Origin of the sequence: Streptomyces sp. NPDC006529 (assembly GCF_040611795.1) — a bacterium.
In the GTDB taxonomy this organism is placed as follows: domain Bacteria; phylum Actinomycetota; class Actinomycetes; order Streptomycetales; family Streptomycetaceae; genus Streptomyces.
In genome coordinates, this window is the sequence record NZ_JBEXPB010000008.1 from 162678 (window position 1) to 181131 (window position 18454).

The window sequence follows — 18454 nt, forward strand, 5'->3', positions numbered from 1 at the left end:
CAGCGCGTCGGCTGCGGACCCTCTTTTTCTCGTTCGTCATCCTCTGCTTCTCGACTCCTGAACGGAGCAACCATGGGCAAGACCACGCGCATCCTCGGCGCGACACTGGGCGCGGTGGCCCTCACCGCTTCGCTCTCCGCGTGCGGCGGTGACAGCCTGGAGAAGACGAAGGACGGCGGCGCGTCGTCCTCTTCCTCCGACACTTCCTCGTCCGGCGGGGCCAAGGGCAAGCTGGTGATCGGCGCCGCCGGGTTCACCGAGTCGAACGTGCTGGCCGAGCTGTACGCCCAGGTCCTCAAGGACGCGGGCTACGGCACCTCGATCACCACGGTCAACAACCGCGAGCTGTACGAGCCGTCGCTGGAGAAGGGCGAGATCGACATCGTCCCGGAGTACGCGGCCACCCTCGCGGAGTTCCTCAACGCCAAGGTGAACGGCTCCAAGGCGCCCGAGCAGAAGCCCGTCGCGTCCAGCGACGTGACGGCGACGGTCGCCGCCCTGGAGAAGCTCGCGGGTCCGCTCGGGCTCAAGGTGCTCCCGGCGGGCGCGGCGGTCGACCAGAACGCCTTCGCGGTGACCAAGGAATTCGCGGCGAAGAACAACCTGAAGTCCCTTTCCGACCTGGGCAGGTCGGGGGCGAAGGTGAAGATCGCGGCGAGCGACGAATGCACCGTCCGCCCCTTCTGCGCGGTGGGATTGAAGGCAACATACGGAATCGACATTTCCGGTATCGATCCCAAGGGCGTCGGCACCCCGCAGGCCAAGCAGGCCGTCAAGGACGGCGTCGACCAGCTCGTGCTCACCACGACCACCGACGCCACCCTCGACAGCTACGGCCTGGTGCTGCTGGAGGACGACAAGAAGCTCCAGAACGCGGACAACGTCCTGCCCGTGGTCAACGCCAAGGACGCGGGCGCCCCCGAGGTCGCGGCCGCGCTCGACAAGCTCACCAAGACGCTCACGACGGCCGACCTGGTCGACCTGAACCGCAAGGTGGACGCGGAGCGGGCCAAGCCCGCGGACGTCGCGAAGGCCTATCTGGAGTCGAAGGGCCTGCTGAAGAAGTAACCGGAAAAAGGGTCAGGAGCGGCCGCCTCAGGCGCCGTTACACGGTCGATGGCCACACGTCGGGTAACTGCCCGGAAACAGATTGCCGGGCAGTTACCCCACGGGCCCCGTACGCCCTGTAAATTTCTGGCCATGCCCCGTGGACGCCACCGCAATCCCGAACCCCTGCACCGGCTGCTCACGCCGACGACCCTCGCAGGTGCCTCGATCACCAGCGCGGGCGTGGCCTGGCTGCTCGCGGAACCCGTGGCGCTCCGGCTGCTCGTGGCCTTCGCCGGCGCTGCCGGGGTCACCGGCGCCGTCGTCATGCGCGCCTGGGACCGGGCGGCGGGCCGCCGGGTCGCGGAGCTGACGCGCGAGCGGGTCAAGGACGAGTGGCGCACCGATGAGCGGATAGCCGAGCTGGAGTCCGACCTGGAGGAGTCCCGCGCGCTGCGGGCCCGCCTGGACACCAAGCTGCGCGCCAAGCGCGTCGAACTGGCGGGCCTGCGCGGCGAGCACGCCGCGCTGCTGCGCCGGTACGCGACCGCCGAGACCGAGCGGGCCAGCGCGCTGGAGGGCCGCCGGCTGCTGGCCATCGAGGCCGCCGCGACGCCGGCCAAGGCACCCCGGGAACTCCCGCCGGTTTCCGAGGAGCGCACCGCGAGCGGCGCGCCCACCCCGGTGGGCTACGCCCGGGCCAACGCCGCCCTGGCCGCCCTCGCCCGTACGGCGCGGACGGGCGGGCCCGGCGAGCCGACCACCCGGCGCACCCCGCCGTCCGTCCGGGGCGGGGCGGGATCCGGCACGCGGACCGGCACCCCGGCAGGAGCGGGAACGGGATCGGCGGCCGCACCGGAATCCGGCGCCGCATCAGACACGGAGGGCGGCGCCGCGGCGGCGGCCCCGCGCCAGGCGGCCCCCCACTCCCGGCCCGGCCCCGCGGCCGCGGTCCCGGCCCGGCGGCTCGCGGCCGCCGTGGCCCCCTACGCCGCGTCGCGCCGTCTGACCTCCCGCGTCGAGGGGGGCTTCGACTTCTTCGGCACCAAGACCGCCGCCCAGACCCGCGCCGCGATCGAGGCGGTCCAGCACGAGGACCTCGCCGACGTCGTGGGCGCCGAGGCCCTCGCGGCCCACGAGGCGGAATCGGCGGCGGAAGCGGACCGGCCGGAGGCCGGGCCTGCCACCCCCGAACCGCGCGCCGCGGGCCAGGTCATCGACCTGACCGAGCACGACGAGACCGAGCCGATCGACGTCGCCCGGCTGCGCACCGCGATCTCGTAGCCCGGGGGCCGCGCGGCCCCGCCGTGCCCCGGTCAGAACAGCGGGAGCTGGCCCGGCAGTTCGGCCAGGACGAAGCCGTCCAGCGTCGGCGCCGAGGCGCCCAGCACCACGCGCGCCCGCGAGCCCGGGCAGGAGACCAGCTCGCCCCTGCCGCCGGGGGGATCGTGGCGGGCGATCCGGCCGGCGGTCACGGCGCAGTCGCGTCCGCAGGCGGGGCAGGCGCGGCGGGGGGAGTGGGACATGGTCCCAGTCTGCCCCCTCGCACCGACACCGCGCCCATCCGTCGAATCGTCAGACCTGGATCGCAGCCTTCTCCTTGTGGCAGACCGGGGCCGTCGCCCGGGTCCACAGGGCGGTCCGGTCCGCCGCGTCCAGATCGTCCAGCTCCCGCCCGAAGAGGGCCGTCAGGACCTCGAAGAACTCCCCGGGCGTGGTCAGTTCCCGCTTGATCGGATCGGCGTGAGCCTCGACCCGGCTCAGGGTGCGGCCGCGCAGCACGTCCATGCCGGTCGCGTCCCGGCGCAGGACGGCGAGCGTCCGTACGAAGCAGGAGTCGGCGGCGGAGGTCAGCCGCAGGTGCTCGGCCGCGAAGTCGGCCATGGTCGCCGGGGCCGAGCGGAAGTTCATCACCGGGAAGGGGCCTCCGACGTTGTGGAAGCTCCAGCCGGAGCCGTCCGGCAGCGGGGTCAGGGTGTACCGGAAACCACCCTGTGCGTACGTGCCCCCGCGCAGGGGGAGCGGCTGGTACGGCCCGTCGCCGAGCCCGGTGTCCACGAGGTACGCACCGCCCTCGCCGCCGCCCGGCTCCCCCGGCACCCGGACGCTCAGCGCGAGGTGGTTGCCGTTGACCATCCGGGAACCGCGGTCGTCGTCCACGCCGCCGACGTGCCGGGTGACCTCGTAACCGAGCGCTTCGAGGAGCAGCGCGAAGGCGCCGTTGAGGTGGAAGCAGTAGCCGCCCCGCCCGGCGGCCAGCCGGCGCACCGACTCCACGGGGTCGATGCCCGGCGGGCGCCCCAGCTGGATGTCGAGGTTCTCGTAGGGGACGCGCTCCACGTGCGCGCGGTGGAGCGCGAACAGGGCGGCGGCCGAGGGCGGTCCGGGCTCGCCGGTGCCGAGCCGCCGCAGGTACGCGCCCACCAGTGCTGGGCTCAGGCCGGAGGTCATGGCCCCCAGCCTGCTGGCTCGCCCCCCGCTTGTCGATCGTTCGCGGCCGCCGCCTGGGCGGTCCGCGACTACTTGTCGATGTCGCCCACGACGAAGAAGAGCGAGCCGAGGATCGCCACCATGTCCGCGACCAGCTGGCCGGGCAGCAGCACGGCCAGCGCCTGGATGTTGTTGAAGGAGGCCGACCGCAGCTTCAGCCGGTACGGGGTCTTCTCGCCCTTGGAGACGAGGTAGTAGCCGTTGATCCCGAGCGGGTTCTCGGTCCAGGCGTACGTCTGGCCCTCCGGCGCCTTCAGGACCTTCGGGAGGCGCTGGTTGACCGGCCCGGGCGGCAGCTGCTCCATCCGGTCCAGGCAGGCGACCGCCAGGTCCAGCGCGTTGTGGGTCTGGTCCAGCAGGCACTCGAAGCGGGCCAGGCAGTCGCCCTCGCTGCGGGTGACCACCTTGAGGACGTCCTGGAGTTCGCCGTAGGCGAGGTACGGCTCGTCGCGGCGCAGGTCGAAGTCGACGCCGGAGGCGCGGGCGATCGGCCCGGAGACGCCGTAGGCGTGCACGGCCTCCGCCGACAGGACGCCGACCCCGCGGGTGCGGCCGCGGAAGATCTCGTTGCCGTGCACCAGCTCGTCGTACACGGACATCCGCGAGCGGACGTCCGCCACCGCGGCCCGCGCCCGGCCGAGCCAGCCCGCCGGGAGGTCCTCCTTGAGGCCGCCGACCCGGTTGAACATGTAGTGCATCCGGCCGCCGGAGATCTCCTCCATGACCGCCTGGAGTTCCTCGCGCTCGCGGAACGCGTGGAAGATCGGGGTGATCCCGCCCAGCTCCAGGGGGTACGAGCCCAGGAACATCAGGTGGTTCAGCACCCGGTTCAGCTCGGCCAGCAGCGTGCGCATCCACACCGCCCGCTCGGGGACCTCCATGCCGAGCATGCGCTCGACGCCCATCACCACGCCCAGCTCGTTGGAGAACGCGGAGAGCCAGTCGTGGCGGTTCGCGAGCATCACGATCTGGCGGTAGTCCCGCGCCTCGAAGAGCTTCTCGGCGCCCCGGTGCATGTAGCCGACCACGGGCTCGGCGGAGATGATCCGCTCGCCGTCCAGGACGATGCGCAGGCGCAGCACGCCGTGCGTGGAAGGGTGCTGGGGGCCGATGTTGAGCACCATGTCGGTGCTCTCCGCCGCGCCGCCGATGCCGACCGTGGTCTCCGTCATGCGGGCATTCTCGCAGCCCTAGGGTGGGGGGATGGAAACGGGGAGCGCGGGTGGCACGGCGGGTGCGGCGGGCGGGACCGGGTGGGTGGGGCTGCCGCGGGGGCTGCTCACGCTCCGGCGGCTGCTGCTGGTGATCTGGCTGGGGCTGTTCGCCGTCGGTACGGGCGTCCTGCTCGGGTGGCTGGCCGGGCCGGCGCGGGGGGCGTTCGCGCTGGTCTGGGCGGTGCCGGGGGTGTGGTGCTGGGTGCTGCTCGGGCGGAACTGGCGGTCCTGGCGGTACGCCGAGCGCGCCGACGACCTGTTGATCAGCCGCGGGGTGATGTGGCGGCACGAGACGGTGGTGCCGTACGGGCGGATGCAGCTGGTCGAGGTGACCTCCGGGCCGCTGGAGCGCCGCTTCGGGCTGGCCTCCGTACAACTGCACACGGCGGCCGCGACCACCGACGCGACCATCCCCGGGCTGGTCCCGGCGGAGGCCGAGCGGCTGCGCGACCGGCTGACCGAGCTGGGCGAGGCAAGGTCGGCGGGCCTGTGACGCCGCCGACGGGGCCCCCGGCGACCCCTCCCGCCGGGGAACGCAGGCTGCATCCCTTCACACCGCTGCGCCGGGCCTGGGTGCCGATCGGCGGCACCGCCGGTGTGCTCGTCCAGCAGGGCGAGAACGCGCAGGAGTGGCTCAAGGACTCCGCCGAGGGCCTCGGCAGCGGCCTCGGCGCCCTCGTCCTGCTCGCGGTGATCGCCGCCGCCGGCCTCTACGGCTTCCTGAGCTGGCGCTTCACCTATTACGCCGTCACCTCCACCGAACTGCGCATCCGCACCGGCCTCTTCTTCCGGCGCACCGCGCACATCCGCCTCGACCGGCTCCAGGCCGTCGACGTCACCCGCCCGCTGCTGGCCCGGATCACCGGTGTCGCGAAGCTCAAGCTGGACGTCATAGGCACCGAGGACAAGGACGAACTGGCCTACCTCTCCGAGGACGACGCCGTCGCCCTGCGCGCCGAGCTGCTCGCGCGGGCCGCCGGATTCGCGCCCGATGAGGCCGTCGGGGTCGGCGAGGCGCCGGTCCGCGAACTGCTGCGCCTGGGCACCCCGCAGCTGGTGCGGTCCCTGCTGCTGAGCATGGGCGTCTGGGCCGCGGTCGCGGGCGGGCTCGCGGCGCCGGCCGTGGTCTTCTGGCTCAGCTCCAGCCTGTGGGCCGCCGTCGTCACGCTGGTGCCGCTGCTGGGCGCGGTGTGGGGGCGCAGCCTCGGGCGGTTCCTGACCGAGTACGACTGGACGGTCGCCGAATCGCCGGACGGCCTGCGCCTGGACCACGGGCTCGCCGACCGGGCGCACGAGACGGTGCCGCCGGGGCGGGTGCAGACGGTGCGCATCGTGGAACCGCTGCTGTGGCGGCGGCGCGACTGGGTGCGGGTGGAGCTGGCGGTGGCCGGGTCGAAGAACGACGTGCTGGTGCCGGTGGCTTCGCGGGAGGCGGCGTACGGGGTGGTCGCGCGGGTGCTGCCGGGGGTGGACCTGGCCGGGCTGGAGTTCTCGCCCGCGCCGCGGGCGGGGGCGCGGTGGGCCGTGCCGGTGTGGTGGAAGGGGTTCGGGCTCGCGGTGACGCCGGAGGTTTTCGTGGCGCGGTACGGGCGGGTGTGCCGGCGGACGGAGATCGTGCCGCACGCGAAGGTGCAGAGCGTGCGGGTGACGCAGGGGCCGTGGGGGCGGGTGTGGGGGGTGGCGAACGTGCACGTGGACACGGGGGCGAACGGGACGGTGACCGCCTGGCTCCGGGGCGAGGCGGAGGCCGCCGATGTGCTGGCCGCCCAAGCGGTGCGGTCCCGGACCTCCCGGGCCGCGTCCCGCCCGGACCGCTGGATGACGTGACCCCGGGCGGGGTGCGTGGCCCTGGTGCGGGCCGCGACTGCTCGACCCCGGCCCGGGTACGACTGCTCGGCCCCGCCCTCGGGGCCCTGCCTCCGGCGGCGCCTCAAACGCCGGCGAGGCTGGATTTGGCTGGCGTAGTCGGTACCGGAGGGGCTGGATTTGGTTGGCGTGGTCGGTACCGGCGGGGCTGGATTTGGTTGGCGTAGTCGGTAACGGCGGGGCCGGGCGCACATGGTGCCGGGCAGGGAAAAAATCAGCCTCGCCGGCGTTTGAGGCGCCCCCGGAGGGCACGGTGCGCCGCAGGTGTCACAGGGGCGGGGCGGGTGGCCACCGGGCCCGGGCACCCGCCCCCTCGGACCGCTACGTGGCCGGGCCGCTGCCCGCTCGGACCAGGCCCGTTTCGTAGGCCAGGACGACGACCTGGACGCGGTCGCGGAGGTTCAGCTTCGTCAGGATGCGGCCCACGTGGGTCTTGACCGTGGCCTCCGACAGGACGAGGCGGGCCGCGATCTCACCGTTCGACAGGCCCTGCGCCACCAGCAGCATGACCTCCCGCTCCCGCTCCGTCAGCCGCTCGACCTCCTTGTTCTGCGGCTCGGCCGAAGCCGACGGCAGCATCGGGGCGAACCGGTCCAGCAGCCGGCGCGTCGTCGACGGGGCCACCACCGCGTCCCCGGAGTGCACCGAGCGGATCGCCGCCAGCAGCTCCCCGGGCGGCACGTCCTTCAGCATGAAGCCGCTCGCCCCCGCCTTGAGCCCCGAGAAGGCGTACTCGTCGAGGTCGAAGGTGGTCAGGATGATCACCTTGGGGTGCTCGTCCGGCGCGCAGATCCGACGCGTCGCCTCGACCCCGTCGAGCTTCGGCATGCGGACGTCCATCAGCACCACGTCGACCTTCGTCGCCCGCAGCACCTCCAGCGCCTCCAGCCCGTTCCCCGCCTCGGCCACCACTTCCATGTCCGGCTGGGCGGCGAGCACCATCCGGAAACCGGTGCGCAGCAGCACCTGGTCGTCGACGAGCATCACTCGGATGGACATTCGTTACCTCGTCCTCATCGTTGTCCGCGGCTTCACTTCTTCAGCGGGAGCAGCGCGCTGATCCGGAAGCCCCCGCCCGGGCGCGGCCCCGCGTCCAGGGTTCCGCCGACCATACCGACCCGCTCCCGCATGCCGATCAGGCCGTGTCCGGCGCCGTCCGCGCCGCCGTCCTCGTACAGCTCGTGGGCGGCGCCCCGGCCGGTGTCCTCGACGAGCAGGCCGAGCCCGTCGTCGAAGTAGACCAGCCGGACGCTGGCGCTGGCGTCGGGTCCGCCGTGCTTGCGGGTGTTGGTGAGGGCTTCCTGGACGATCCGGTACGCGGTCAGCTCGACGCCGGTCGGCAGCGGCCGGGGGGCTCCCTCGACCTCGAAGTCGACGCTGAGTCCGGCCGTACGGACCTGCTCGACCAGCACCTCGATCTGCTCGACGTCGGGCTGCGGCACGTAGTCCTCGGACTCCTGCGGTTCGCCGGTGCGCAGGACGCCGAGCAGCCGGCGCATCTCGGCGAGGGCCTGGCGGCCGGTGCCGGAGATCGTCTGGAGGGCTTCCTTGGCCTGCTCGGGGGCGGCGTCCATGACGTAGGCGGCGCCGTCGGCCTGGACGACCATGACCGAGACGTTGTGCGCGACGACGTCGTGCAGCTCGCGGGCGATCCGGGCGCGTTCGGCGGCGACCGCGATCTTGGCCTGGGCGGCGCGTTCGCCCTCCAGGCGCTGGTTGCGCTCGATCAGCTGGGCGTAGTACGCCCGCCGGGTGCGCAGGGAGTCGCCGAGCACCCAGGCCAGGGCGAAGGGCACGATCAGCATGAGGACGAAGAAGATGTCGGCGTAGACGTCATTCTTGTCGACGCCCCAGCGCAGCGCCGTGACGGGGGCGGCGAGCAGGCCGAGGCCGAGCGCGGTCCGCGAGGTCCACCGGGGCACTTCGGCGGCCGCGACGGTGTACACGATGACCAGCATGGCCAGGTTCGCCAGGTTGGGCCGGGAGCCGGTGGCCAGCTGGTAGGCGCCCGCGCCGACCGTCAGCCACAGCATGGGCACGGTCCACTTGCGGCGCAGGGACACGGCCGCGGAGAGCGCGAAGACGGTCGGTACGGCGAGCACCCGCGCGCGGGTCGAGTGGTAACTCCCGGATACCTGCAGCATGGCCATCCCGAACAGGAGGACAGCCCAGAAGCCGTCGACGCCCGTCGGGTGTCTGCGGAGGAAATCGTAGAGGCGCTGCACGTAACCCAGAGTAGGGACAGGAGATAGGTGCTGGAGTCAACCACAGGGGCGATCCGTCCTCGGGAGGTGTACTCCCGAAGGTGGAGGCGACCTTAGCCTTTCCGTCGTGAGCACTCAGGGTGAAGGCACGGGGGACGGCGCGGGACCGGTGCGCTGGCGGGTGGCGATGGAGGCCGCGCTGTACGGGCCGGGCGGGTTCTACGTGCGCCCCGGCGGCCCGGGTCCCGCCGGGCACTTCCGCACGTCGGTGCACGCCTCGCCGCTGTTCGCGGGGGCGGTGGCCCGGCTGCTGCTGCGGGTGGACGCGGAACTGGGGCGTCCGGCGGAGCTGGACCTGGTGGACGTGGGAGCCGGGCGCGGCGAACTGCTGACGGGCGTGCTGGGGGCGCTGGCGCCGGAGGTGGCGGCGCGGGTCCGGGCGTACGCGGTGGAACGGGCCCCCGCGCCGGCGGGTCTCGACCCGCGGATCCGGTGGGTGGCCGAGCCGCCCGCCGGGACGCGGGGGCTCCTGTTCGCCAACGAGTGGCTCGACAACGTGCCGCTGGACGTCGCCGAGGACGGCCGGTACGTGCTGGTCGACCGCGAGGGCACGGAGTCCCGCGGCGGCCCCCTGGAGGCGGCCGACCGGGAGTGGCTGGAGCGGTGGTGGCCGGGGGAGCGGGGCCGGGCGGAGATCGGGCGGCCCCGGGACGAGGCGTGGGCGGCGGCCGTGGCGAGCGTGGAGCGGGGGCTGGCGGTGGCGGTGGACTACGCCCACACGCGGGAGGCGCGGCCGCCGTACGGCACGCTGACCGGGTTCCGGGAGGGGCGGGAGGTGCCGCCGGTGCCGGACGGCGGGGCCGACGTCACCGCGCACGTCGCGCTGGACGCGTGTGCGGGGGCGGGGGCGGTGCTGCTGAGCCAGCGGGAGGCGCTGGGGGTGCTCGGGGTGTCGGGCGGGCGGCCGCCGCTGGGCCTCGCCTCGGTGGATCCGGTGGCCTACGTGCGGGGGCTGGCGGCGGCGGGGGAGGCGGCCGAGCTGACCGCGCGCGGGGGGCTGGGGGACTTCGGGTGGCTCGTCCAGCCGGTGGGCCTGGCGGCCTGGCCGGGGTAGCACCGGGCTCCGCCCGGACCCGGTCCTCAAACGCCGGACGGGCTAAAAAGTGCCCGCGCCGGCGTTCGAGGACCCGGGGTGGGTTACTCGGTCACGCCGTCGTGGCCCGCGTGGAGGCCGCCTCCGCTGCCCTGGCCGTTGGTCGGGTGGGAGGTGACCGGCTGGGTCAGGGGCGCCAGGTCGTACGCGTAGTGGCCGACCGCGTTCGCGATGACGTCGACGTTGATGTCGAGCGCCTTCTGGTCGATGTTGGTGATGTCGTCGCCCTTGGCGTGGTAGTTCACGTCGTAGGCGACTCCGGCCGTGCCGCCGAACTTCGCGGCCTGCTCTGCCGTCTTGATGCCCTCGGCGCCGGTGAACGTACCGCCCGAGGGGATGCCGACCGCGATGAAGGGGCCGTAGTCCGAGCGCCCGGAGAAGTCCGTGCCCTCGTGCGGGACCTTCTTGGCGTCGAGGAAGTCGGTGATGCCCTTCTCCAGCTGCGCCGAGCCCGCGGGGCCGGGGCCCGCGCCGGTGGCGTCCGAGTCGTCGCCGTCGTAGACGAAGTACGCGGAGTTCGGCGAGGCGATCATGTCGAAGTTCAGGTAGAGCTTGATCTGCTTCTGCTGCTCGGGGGTCAGCGAGGCGACGTACGCCTCGGAGCCGAGGAGGCCGTACTCCTCCGCCGACCACCAGGCGAACTTCACCTTGTTCTTGACCTTCGACTGGCTGCTCGCGAGCCGCTGCGCGACCTGGAGGATGCCGGCCGAGCCGGAGCCGTTGTCGTTGATGCCGGGGCCCGCCGCGACCGAGTCGAGGTGCGCGCCGAGGAAGACGGTGTTGTCCGCGTCTCCGCCCCTGGTCTCCGCGATTACGTTGTACGTCTTGCGGTTCTCGCGCAGTTCCCGCAGGTCGAGGGTGACCTCGACCGGGGCGGCCGCCAGGTCGGCGAGGAGCTTCTCGCCGTCCGCCTGGGAGATGCCGCCGGTGGGGACCTTGCCCACGGCCGGGTCGCCCAGGGTGCCGTTCAGGCCGCCGTCGGTGTTGTTGAAGATGATCGCGCCGATCGCCCCGGCCGCGGCCGCGTTGGTCTGCTTGACGGCGAAGGTGCAGCCGCCGCGCTTGACCAGCGCGATCTTGCCGGTGAAGGCGCCCGCGGCGAAGTCGCCCGGCTCACAGCCGTTGCTGCCGTCCGCGTCGACGGGCGCGGCGGCCAGCTGGGCGCTCACGCCGTCCGCGGGACCGCTGGCGGTGTAGGTCATGAGGTGGATCGGGACGTCGCGGGGCGCCGCACCGTTCACCTTCAGGGTCTGGGCGATGGCCTCGACGTACACGAAGTCGAACTCGTTCTTCGTGACGGTGTATCCGGCCGCCTTCAGGACCTGGCTGATGTAGGTCGCCGACTGCTCGTGGCCCTTCGAACCGGCCACCCGGGTGCCGTTGTTGTAGTCCGCGATGGACTGCAGGACCTTGAGGTGGCTGTAGGCGCCCTTCCCCGTCGCGTCGGCGACCAGCTTCTTGGCCAGCGCGTCACCGCGCGCGGCGTCGCTGACGGGCGTGGAGGCACTGGCTCCGGCCGGTCCCACGAGCAGCAGGGGCGAGACGAGCGCTGCGGCCGCCAGGGCGGCGGTGGCGGCGGCTATACGGCGTGAGGGCATGCAGAAGTCCTTTCACGACAAGCGGGCGGAGCGGGCGGACTGACCGTCGGACGTCGGCAGTTGGAAGCTCGGCTGAAACTGTGAAGGAGCTGTGTGGCCGATGTGACGCACGTTAGGCAGCAACGACCCGCTATGGCCAGAGTTTTCGCCGATTCCGGTTTATGAATTCCGTATATCGGTACGTCGATACGGGCCCGGCCGACGGATTTCGGCCAGTGCCGGACACCGCCTCCGACCAGCGGTCACCGCAGCAGCGCCTCGATGAAGTCCGCGCCGATGCGGGCCACCGTGGCCAGATCCAACTCATGCTGTACGTAGCGCCCTTGGCGCCGCGTCCGCAGCAGTCCGGCCTTCTTCAGCACGGACAGGTGGCGCGACACCTCGGGCGCGGATATCCCGTACACGGTGGCCAATTCGCTCGTGGTGTACGTCGCCCGCGCCAGACTCCGGCACAGCCGCATCCGCATCGGATGGGCCAGTGCCTCCATGCGCCGCTGGAGCAGTTCCACCGAGCCGGGAGACCCCGGGGACGCCGGGGAGGCGGCGATGTCCGGGGAGGCGATCGGGTAGTGCACCACCGGGAGCCAGCCCGGCGCGTGCACCACCAGCAGGTGCGGCCAGCCGAAGTTCGTCGGGATGAAGACCAGCCCCGTCCCGGCCCGCGGATCGGTCGCGCTCGCCGTGCCGTGGACCATCTTGTCCACCGTGATCACGGTGGCGGCCGGGTCCACGCTCAGCGCCCCCGACACCTCCCTGAGCGCGGCGGGCAGGCCCTTGCGGCGCAGCACCTCCGCCTTGTGCCGGGCGTCCGCGCTCTGCCGCGGCTCGATCCGCCGCCAGGTGTCCGCGAAGAAGGCCTCGTCGCAGTCCTCCAGCAGCCGCCGCAGCCACACCCGGACCCCCGCCGGGTCGTCCAGCAGCCGCACCGAGAAGTCCAGCTGGCGCGGACCGCGCGCCGCGGCCGTTTCCAGGGCCTTCGCCCGGGCCGCGGGGTCGGTCAGCGGGGAGGCGGCGGTGCCGTCGTCGTACAGCTTCAGCCAGCAGTGCTCCAGGGCGGCGAGCACGAAGCGCTCGTCGTCCATCCGGTCGAGCACGTCCAGTTCCTCGGCGAGCGTCCCGGCGGGCCGCCCGGTCCCGCCGGGCACCCCGGCGAACGCCATGAAGATGTCGGAGAAGGAACTGCGCCACATGAAGTCGCACTCCAGCAGCCGGTCGGCCAGGCACGGGTCCAGCGCGGCGGAGGTGGCCGTGACCCAGGAGTGCAGCCCGGGGTGGTGGGCGGGCTGCGAGAGCGCGTGCAGCGCCATGCACAGCTCGGCGAGCGGCGAGGGCGCGAAGGTGATGCGCCCGGTGGGCAGGCCGGCGATGTCGATGGTGACGCTCATGGGCCCATTCTGGCCGGTCAGCGGCCGGACCCGGCGCATCGCGCGCCCCGGCGATGGGCCGATTGACGGCACCCGTCAATCGACGGGCGGGATGCGGCCGACGGAGTGAGAGTGGGGGCATGACCGCCATCGAGCAGTACCTCGTCGACACCTACCGCGCCGCCCAGCAGGGCGCCCCGATGCCGCCCGAGCCCGGCCGCCACGACCTCGCGGAGCTGCGGGCCGCCCGGACCTACGAGCGCTTCCAGGCCGTACTCGACGGCAGGGCGGCGCGCCACCCGTGGCGGGCCGCCCTGCACCGGATGCTGGACCGGATGCGGAGCCGGATGCGGGACCGCCTGCCGCCGCACCACCGCCCGCACCGCACGCCGTCCTGCTGACGGGCCCGGTCGCGGCCGGGGCGCTCCCTGGCGCCGCCCTGCCCCGCGGCGCCGCCCTACCGTGCGCCGCCCTCCTTCGTGCCGAGCCCCTCCACCCGCTCCACGAAGCCGCGCACCGCGTCCCGCACGTCCTGCTCCGTCCACGACAGGGCCTCGCCGGCCACCGTCAGCTCCGCCAGCGCCAGCCCCGGCGGCCCCTCGGCCCGCCAGCGGCCGAACAGCTGGGTTCCGGTCTCCTCCGCCTGCCGCACCGCCGCCTCCGTCAGCGCGTCCGCGTCGTACGCCGCCCACACGTGGAACTGGTGGGTCACCGGCACCTCCGGCACGATCCGCAGCCACGGCAGCCCCGCGTCCTCGAAGCCCTCCCGCAGCGCCCGCGCGACCACCTTCGCGTGGTCCACGTACGACGCCAGCCGCGGCAGCTCCTGCTCCAGCCCGGCCAGCGCGCTCAGCACCTGCGGGTACTGGCGGAACACCTGACCGCCGTACCGGTGGCGCCAGACCCGCGCCTCCTCGATCAGGGAGCGCGGCCCGGCCAGCGCCGCCCCGCTCAGCCCGCCCAGCGACTTGTAGAAGGAGACGTACACGGTGTCGGCGAGGGCCGCGATCTCCGGCAGCGTCCGGCCGAAGTGGACGGTGGTCTCCCACAGCCGTGCCCCGTCGAAGTGGATGACCGCGTCCCGCTCCCGGCCCGCCGCCACCAGCTCCTCCAGCTCCTCCCACGTGGGCAGCAAGAAGCCCGGATCGCGCAGCGGCAGCTCCACCATCAGCGTGCCGAAGGGCTCCGGGTGCTCCCGCACCTCCTGGGCCGTCGGCTGGCGCGCCTCCCGCGTCGGGTACACCGTCCGCAGCCCCGACACGACGCCCAGCGCGCCGTCCTCGTGCCGTTCGGGGTGGCTGCCCGGGTGCAGCGCCACCACCGGATTGCCCGTGCGGGCCGCCCAGCAGCGCAGCGCGATCTGCTGGGCCATCGTCCCGGAGGGGAAGTACGCCGCGTCCTCGGTGCCCAGCAGCTCCGCGACCCGCCCCTCCAGCTCCGCGACCACCCCGTCGCCGTAGACGTCGGGATCCTCCCCGGGGTCGCGGCCCAGCAGCGCCGGCAGCGCCGCCAGACCGGCCAGCTGCTCCGCGAGGGTCTCGGAGCCTGCGCGCGAGAGCCTGCGCTCCGCGCCCCGCCAGGCGTCCCGCCGCCGCTTCGCCCGCGCCGCTTCGTCGTCCGTGTCGTATGCCATGGCCCGATCCTGCCCGACGGCCCACCGGGGCGGACGGGCCGGACGGCCTGCGGCGGCAGGGCCTACGATGGCGGCGTATCGTCCGGTACCCCCCGCGGACTGGAACGGAAGAAGGCTCGCCCCGCGTGAACACACCCCATCAGACGGAGTTCCGGGATCCGTCCGCCCGCCCGGCCCGGCTCACCGTCGGCGTCGTCGGCGCCGGCCGGGTCGGCCCGGCCCTCGCCCGCGCGCTCCAGCAGGCCGGCCACCGGCCCGTGGCGGTCTCCGGCGTCTCCGACGCCTCCCGGCGGCGCGCGGCGGAGCTCCTGCCCGACGTGCCGCTCGTCCCGCCCGCCGAGGTGTTCGCCCGGGCGGAACTGGTCCTGCTGACGGTCCCCGACGACACGCTGCCCGCGCTCGTCGAAGGCCTCGCCGAGACCGGCGCGATCCGCCCCGGGCAGCTGCTCGTGCACACCTCCGGGCGCTACGGGACGGCCGTACTGGACCCCGCGCGGCGCGCCGGGGCCCTGCCGCTGGCCCTGCACCCCGCCATGACCTTCACCGGAACCATGGTCGACGTCCACCGGCTCGCGGGCTGCTCCTTCGGGGTGACCGCGCCCGACGAGCTGCGCCTGGCCGCCGAGGCCCTGGTCATCGAGATGGGCGGCGAACCCGAGTGGATCGCGGAGGAGTCCCGTCCGCTCTACCACGCGGCCCTGGCCCTCGGCGCGAACCACCTGGTCACCCTGGTGGCCCAGGCCATGGAACTGCTGCGCACCGCCGGGGTGGAGCACCCCGACCGGATGCTCGGCCCGCTGCTCGGCGCGGCCCTCGACAACGCCCTGCGCTCCGGCGACGCGGCGCTGACCGGCCCGGTCGCCCGCGGCGACGCCGGTACGGTCGCCGCCCACGTCGCCGAGCTGCGCAAGCACGCCCCCGGCACCGTCGCGGGCTACCTCGCGATGGCCCGCACCACCGCCGACCGGGCCCTGGCCCACGGCCTGCTCAAGCCGGAACTCGCCGAGGACCTGCTCGGCGTGCTCGGCCAGGACGCCGGGCAGCCGCCCGGCCCGCTCGGCCCGGACGACCTGGGAGGGGACCCCCGATGACGGACCTGCTGGCCACCGCCCGAGAACTGCGCGAACTGCCCCGCGCCGGGGACGCCCCGCGCGTCGTGGTCATGACCATGGGGGCCCTGCACGAGGGCCACGCCACCTTGATCCGCACCGCCCGCGAGCGCGCCGGAACGGCCGGGCAGGTCGTCGTCACCGTCTTCGTCAACCCGCTCCAGTTCGGAGCGAACGAGGACCTCGACCGCTACCCCCGCACCCTGGACGCCGACCTGGAGATCGCCCGCGCGGCGGGCGCCGACGTGGTCTTCGCCCCGTCCGCCGACGAGGTCTACCCCGGCGGCGAACCGCAGGTACGGATCAGCGCGGGTCCCATGGGCACCCGGCTGGAGGGCGCCACCCGCCCCGGCCACTTCGACGGCATGCTGACCGTCGTCGCCAAACTGCTCCACCTCACCGGCCCCGACGTCGCGCTCTTCGGGCAGAAGGACGCGCAGCAACTGGCGCTGATCCGGCGCATGGTGACCGACCTGAACTTCCCCGTCGAGGTCGTCGGCGTCCCCACCGTCCGCGAGGACGACGGACTCGCCCTCTCCAGCCGCAACCGCTACCTCGACGGGCCCGGGCGCCGCACCGCCCTCGCCCTCTCCCGCGCCCTGACCGCGGGCCGCGACCGGCTCGCCGCCCAGGCCGCGCTGCGCGAGCGCGCCGAGGCCGGGGCCCCGGCCGGCGACGGCCGGGCCGGAGCGCTGGCCCTGCTCGGCGAGGTCCGCGCCTCGGCCGACGCTCACGCGGTGGCCGCCGCGCGCGGCGGGCTGCCCGACGCCGTACGGGCCGCCGCCCGCCAAGTCCTGGAGGAGGCGGGACGTGACACACCACCCCTGCGCCTGGACTACCTGGCCCTGGTGGACCCCGCAGACTTCACCGAGGTCGGCCCCGGTCACACCGGGCCGGCCGTACTGGCCGTCGCCGCGAACGTCGGCACGACCAGGCTGATCGACAACCTTCCATTGGAGTTCGGAGCACACTCGTGAGCACAGGCAGTGGTGGCGCAGGTACCCCGGCGGGCGGTACCGGCATACGGCTGCACGCCCCCGCCCCCGGCTGGTCCGTCGAGGCGGACGTCGTGGTCGTCGGCTCCGGCGTCGCGGGCCTGACGGCCGCGCTGCGCTGCGCCGCTGCGGGCCGCCGCACCGTCGTCGTCACCAAGGCGCGCCTGGACGACGGGTCCACGCGCTGGGCCCAGGGCGGCATCGCCGCCGCCCTCGGCGACGGCGACACCCCCGAACAGCACCTGGACGACACCCTCGTGGCGGGCGCCGGCCTCTGCGACGAGGGCGCCGTGCGGCTGCTGGTCACCGACGGGCCCGGCGCGGTCCGCCGGCTCATCGACGCGGGCGCCGTCTTCGACACCTCCGCCGAGACGGGCGAGATCGAGCTGACCCGCGAGGGCGGCCACCACCGTCGCCGGATCGCGCACGCGGGCGGCGACGCCACCGGCGCCGAGATCTCCCGGGCCCTCGTGGAGGCCGTCCACGCCGCGGGCATCGAGACCGTGGAGAACGCGCTCGTACTGGACCTGCTGACCGACGCCGAAGGCCGCACGGCCGGGGTCACCCTGCACGTCATGGGCGAGGGCCAGCACGACGGCGTCGGCGCCGTCCACGCGCCCGCCGTGATCCTGGCGACCGGCGGCATGGGCCAGGTCTTCTCCGCGACCACCAACCCGTCCGTGTCCACGGGCGACGGCGTGGCCCTGGCGCTGCGCGCCGGAGCCGAGGTCTCCGACCTCGAATTCGTGCAGTTCCACCCGACGGTGCTCTTCCTCGGCGCCGGCTCCGAGGGCCAGCAGCCGCTGGTCTCCGAGGCCGTGCGCGGCGAGGGCGCCCACCTCGTCGACGCGGACGGCGTCCGCTTCATGGTCGGCCAGCACGAGCTGGCGGAACTCGCCCCGCGCGACATCGTCGCCAAGGGCATCACGCGCCGCATGCAGGAGCAGGGCGTCGACCACATGTACCTGGACGGCCGGCACTTCGGCGCGGAGATGTGGGAACACCGCTTCCCCACCATCCTGGCCGCCTGCCGCGCCCACGGCATCGACCCGGTGACCGAGCCGGTCCCGGTCGCGCCCGCCGCGCACTACGCGAGCGGCGGGGTGCGCACGGACCTGGACGGGCGGACCACCGTCCCCGGTCTCTACGCCTGCGGCGAGGTCGCCTGCACCGGCGTGCACGGGGCGAACCGGCTCGCCTCCAACTCCCTGCTGGAGGGCCTGGTCTTCGCGGAGCGGATCGCCGCGGACATCGTGTCCCGGCCGCCCGCCTCCCACGGGCCGGGCGTCCCCGTGCCCTCCACCGGGCCCCTGCTGCCAGGCGGAGCCCGTACGGAGATCCAGCGGATCATGACCGCGGGCGCGGGCGTGCTGCGCTCCGCCGACTCCCTGCGCGGGGCGGCCACCGCCCTGGAGGACCTGTACGCCGCCGCGCTGCACGACCTCGACGTGCACGGCAAGACGGCCGAGCCCGGCACCGACACCTGGGAGGCGACCAACCTCCTGTGCGTGGCCCGGGTCCTGGTCGCCGCCGCCCTGCGCCGCGAGGAGACCCGCGGCTGCCACTGGCGCGAGGACCACCCCGACCGCGACGACGCGGCCTGGCGCCACCACCTCGTGGTCCGGCTGTCCCGCGCACGCACGCGCGCCCTGGTCGTGACCGCCACCGACTCCGCGGACTTCCCGTCCGTACGCCACCTTCCGGGCACCGACACGATGGAGCAGCAACCGTGAGCACCCCCCAGCACCACGACCACGCCGGGCACGACCACGCCGGGCCCG

The 18454-nt window shown here is 74.1% G+C and carries 17 protein-coding genes; 9 read left to right on the top strand and 8 right to left on the bottom strand.

The genetic code is table 11. The features are described from left to right. Positions 1-72 precede the first annotated feature (72 nt). Positions 73-1068, top strand: coding sequence for an ABC transporter substrate-binding protein (locus ABZY31_RS09540; protein ID WP_356406689.1), 996 nt, complete (start codon positions 73-75; stop codon positions 1066-1068). A gap of 132 nt (positions 1069-1200) precedes the next feature. Continuing rightward, positions 1201-2331: a hypothetical protein gene (locus tag ABZY31_RS09545; protein ID WP_356406692.1), complete on the top strand. Its 1131-nt coding sequence runs from the start codon at positions 1201-1203 to the stop codon at positions 2329-2331. Between the two features lie 32 nt (positions 2332-2363). Here the strand turns inward: ABZY31_RS09545 and ABZY31_RS09550 are convergent, their stop codons facing one another. From ABZY31_RS09550 to ABZY31_RS09560, 3 genes are all read right to left on the bottom strand, one after another. Continuing rightward, on the bottom strand, positions 2364-2573 hold the full coding sequence (locus ABZY31_RS09550; RefSeq protein WP_356406694.1) for a hypothetical protein: 210 nt from the start codon (positions 2571-2573) through the stop codon (positions 2364-2366). Between the two features lie 49 nt (positions 2574-2622). Continuing rightward, positions 2623-3498, bottom strand: coding sequence for an arylamine N-acetyltransferase (locus ABZY31_RS09555; RefSeq protein ID WP_356406697.1), 876 nt, complete (start codon positions 3496-3498; stop codon positions 2623-2625). Between the two features lie 68 nt (positions 3499-3566). Then, positions 3567-4709: an NADH-quinone oxidoreductase subunit D gene (locus tag ABZY31_RS09560; protein WP_356406700.1), complete on the bottom strand. Its 1143-nt coding sequence runs from the start codon at positions 4707-4709 to the stop codon at positions 3567-3569. Positions 4710-4740: 31 nt separating this feature from the next. On the opposite strand from ABZY31_RS09560, the gene ABZY31_RS09565 reads away from it, so the two are divergent. Together ABZY31_RS09565 and ABZY31_RS09570 are read left to right on the top strand one after the other, a co-directional pair. Further along, positions 4741-5244: a PH domain-containing protein gene (locus ABZY31_RS09565; protein ID WP_356406703.1), complete on the top strand. Its 504-nt coding sequence runs from the start codon at positions 4741-4743 to the stop codon at positions 5242-5244. Further along, positions 5241-6578: a PH domain-containing protein gene (locus ABZY31_RS09570; protein WP_356406706.1), complete on the top strand. Its 1338-nt coding sequence runs from the start codon at positions 5241-5243 to the stop codon at positions 6576-6578. The genes ABZY31_RS09565 and ABZY31_RS09570 overlap by 4 nt, the downstream gene beginning before the upstream one ends. Positions 6579-6938: 360 nt before the next feature. On the opposite strand, the gene ABZY31_RS09575 is transcribed toward ABZY31_RS09570, so the two are convergent. Continuing rightward, positions 6939-7616, bottom strand: a complete 678-nt coding sequence (locus ABZY31_RS09575) for a response regulator transcription factor (protein ID WP_356406709.1) — start codon at positions 7614-7616, stop codon at positions 6939-6941. Positions 7617-7648: 32 nt separating this feature from the next. Next, a complete protein-coding gene (locus ABZY31_RS09580; protein ID WP_356406712.1) occupies positions 7649-8842 on the bottom strand; it encodes a sensor histidine kinase in 1194 nt (397 codons plus the stop codon). A 166-nt stretch (positions 8843-9008) separates the two neighbouring features. Here ABZY31_RS09580 and ABZY31_RS09585 point away from each other — a divergent pair, with 166 nt between their 5' ends. Continuing rightward, positions 9009-9935, top strand: a complete 927-nt coding sequence (locus ABZY31_RS09585) for an SAM-dependent methyltransferase (protein WP_356406834.1) — start codon at positions 9009-9011, stop codon at positions 9933-9935. An 83-nt stretch (positions 9936-10018) separates the two neighbouring features. On the opposite strand, the gene ABZY31_RS09590 is transcribed toward ABZY31_RS09585, so the two are convergent. Beyond that, positions 10019-11572 carry a M28 family metallopeptidase gene (locus ABZY31_RS09590; protein ID WP_356406714.1) on the bottom strand — a complete coding sequence of 518 codons (1554 nt, stop codon included), beginning with the start codon at positions 11570-11572 and terminating at the stop codon, positions 10019-10021. Between the two features lie 242 nt (positions 11573-11814). Continuing rightward, complete coding sequence (locus ABZY31_RS09595) at positions 11815-12957, bottom strand: DUF5937 family protein (protein WP_356406717.1); 1143 nt, start codon at positions 12955-12957, stop codon at positions 11815-11817. 119 nt (positions 12958-13076) lie between these two features. Here ABZY31_RS09595 and ABZY31_RS09600 point away from each other — a divergent pair, with 119 nt between their 5' ends. Next, on the top strand, positions 13077-13337 hold the full coding sequence (locus ABZY31_RS09600) for a hypothetical protein (protein ID WP_356406720.1): 261 nt from the start codon (positions 13077-13079) through the stop codon (positions 13335-13337). A gap of 56 nt (positions 13338-13393) precedes the next feature. On the opposite strand, the gene ABZY31_RS09605 is transcribed toward ABZY31_RS09600, so the two are convergent. Next, the gene (locus ABZY31_RS09605) at positions 13394-14569 is read right to left on the bottom strand and encodes a beta-eliminating lyase-related protein (RefSeq protein WP_356406723.1); all 1176 of its coding nucleotides are present in this window, start codon (positions 14567-14569) and stop codon (positions 13394-13396) included. Between the two features lie 125 nt (positions 14570-14694). Between ABZY31_RS09605 and ABZY31_RS09610 the strand changes: the two genes are divergently transcribed. The 3 genes from ABZY31_RS09610 to ABZY31_RS09620 are packed head-to-tail and all read left to right on the top strand — an operon-like array spanning position 14695 to position 18406. Then, positions 14695-15660, top strand: coding sequence for a DUF2520 domain-containing protein (locus tag ABZY31_RS09610; protein ID WP_356406725.1), 966 nt, complete (start codon positions 14695-14697; stop codon positions 15658-15660). Then, on the top strand, positions 15657-16655 hold the full coding sequence (gene panC, locus ABZY31_RS09615; protein WP_356406727.1) for a pantoate--beta-alanine ligase: 999 nt from the start codon (positions 15657-15659) through the stop codon (positions 16653-16655). Before ABZY31_RS09610 ends, panC begins: the two co-directional genes overlap by 4 nt. Continuing rightward, positions 16652-18406, top strand: a complete 1755-nt coding sequence (locus ABZY31_RS09620) for an L-aspartate oxidase (protein WP_356406730.1) — start codon at positions 16652-16654, stop codon at positions 18404-18406. Before panC ends, ABZY31_RS09620 begins: the two co-directional genes overlap by 4 nt. Positions 18407-18454: the final 48 nt, after the last annotated feature.

Bases quoted from the DNA above. Each gene is read 5' to 3' on its own strand.
- ABZY31_RS09540 (WP_356406689.1), top strand. From the start codon at position 73: ATGGGCAAGACCACGCGCATCCTCGGCGCGACACTGGGCGCGGTGGCC.
- ABZY31_RS09545 (WP_356406692.1), top strand. From the start codon at position 1,201: ATGCCCCGTGGACGCCACCGCAATCCCGAACCCCTGCACCGGCTGCTC.
- ABZY31_RS09550 (WP_356406694.1), bottom strand. From the start codon at position 2,573: ATGTCCCACTCCCCCCGCCGCGCCTGCCCCGCCTGCGGACGCGACTGC.
- ABZY31_RS09555 (WP_356406697.1), bottom strand. From the start codon at position 3,498: ATGACCTCCGGCCTGAGCCCAGCACTGGTGGGCGCGTACCTGCGGCGG.
- ABZY31_RS09560 (WP_356406700.1), bottom strand. From the start codon at position 4,709: ATGACGGAGACCACGGTCGGCATCGGCGGCGCGGCGGAGAGCACCGAC.
- ABZY31_RS09565 (WP_356406703.1), top strand. From the start codon at position 4,741: ATGGAAACGGGGAGCGCGGGTGGCACGGCGGGTGCGGCGGGCGGGACC.
- ABZY31_RS09575 (WP_356406709.1), bottom strand. From the start codon at position 7,616: ATGTCCATCCGAGTGATGCTCGTCGACGACCAGGTGCTGCTGCGCACC.
- ABZY31_RS09585 (WP_356406834.1), top strand. From the start codon at position 9,009: ATGGAGGCCGCGCTGTACGGGCCGGGCGGGTTCTACGTGCGCCCCGGC.
- ABZY31_RS09590 (WP_356406714.1), bottom strand. From the start codon at position 11,572: ATGCCCTCACGCCGTATAGCCGCCGCCACCGCCGCCCTGGCGGCCGCA.
- ABZY31_RS09595 (WP_356406717.1), bottom strand. From the start codon at position 12,957: ATGAGCGTCACCATCGACATCGCCGGCCTGCCCACCGGGCGCATCACC.
- ABZY31_RS09600 (WP_356406720.1), top strand. From the start codon at position 13,077: ATGACCGCCATCGAGCAGTACCTCGTCGACACCTACCGCGCCGCCCAG.
- ABZY31_RS09605 (WP_356406723.1), bottom strand. From the start codon at position 14,569: ATGGCATACGACACGGACGACGAAGCGGCGCGGGCGAAGCGGCGGCGG.
- panC (WP_356406727.1), top strand. From the start codon at position 15,657: ATGACGGACCTGCTGGCCACCGCCCGAGAACTGCGCGAACTGCCCCGC.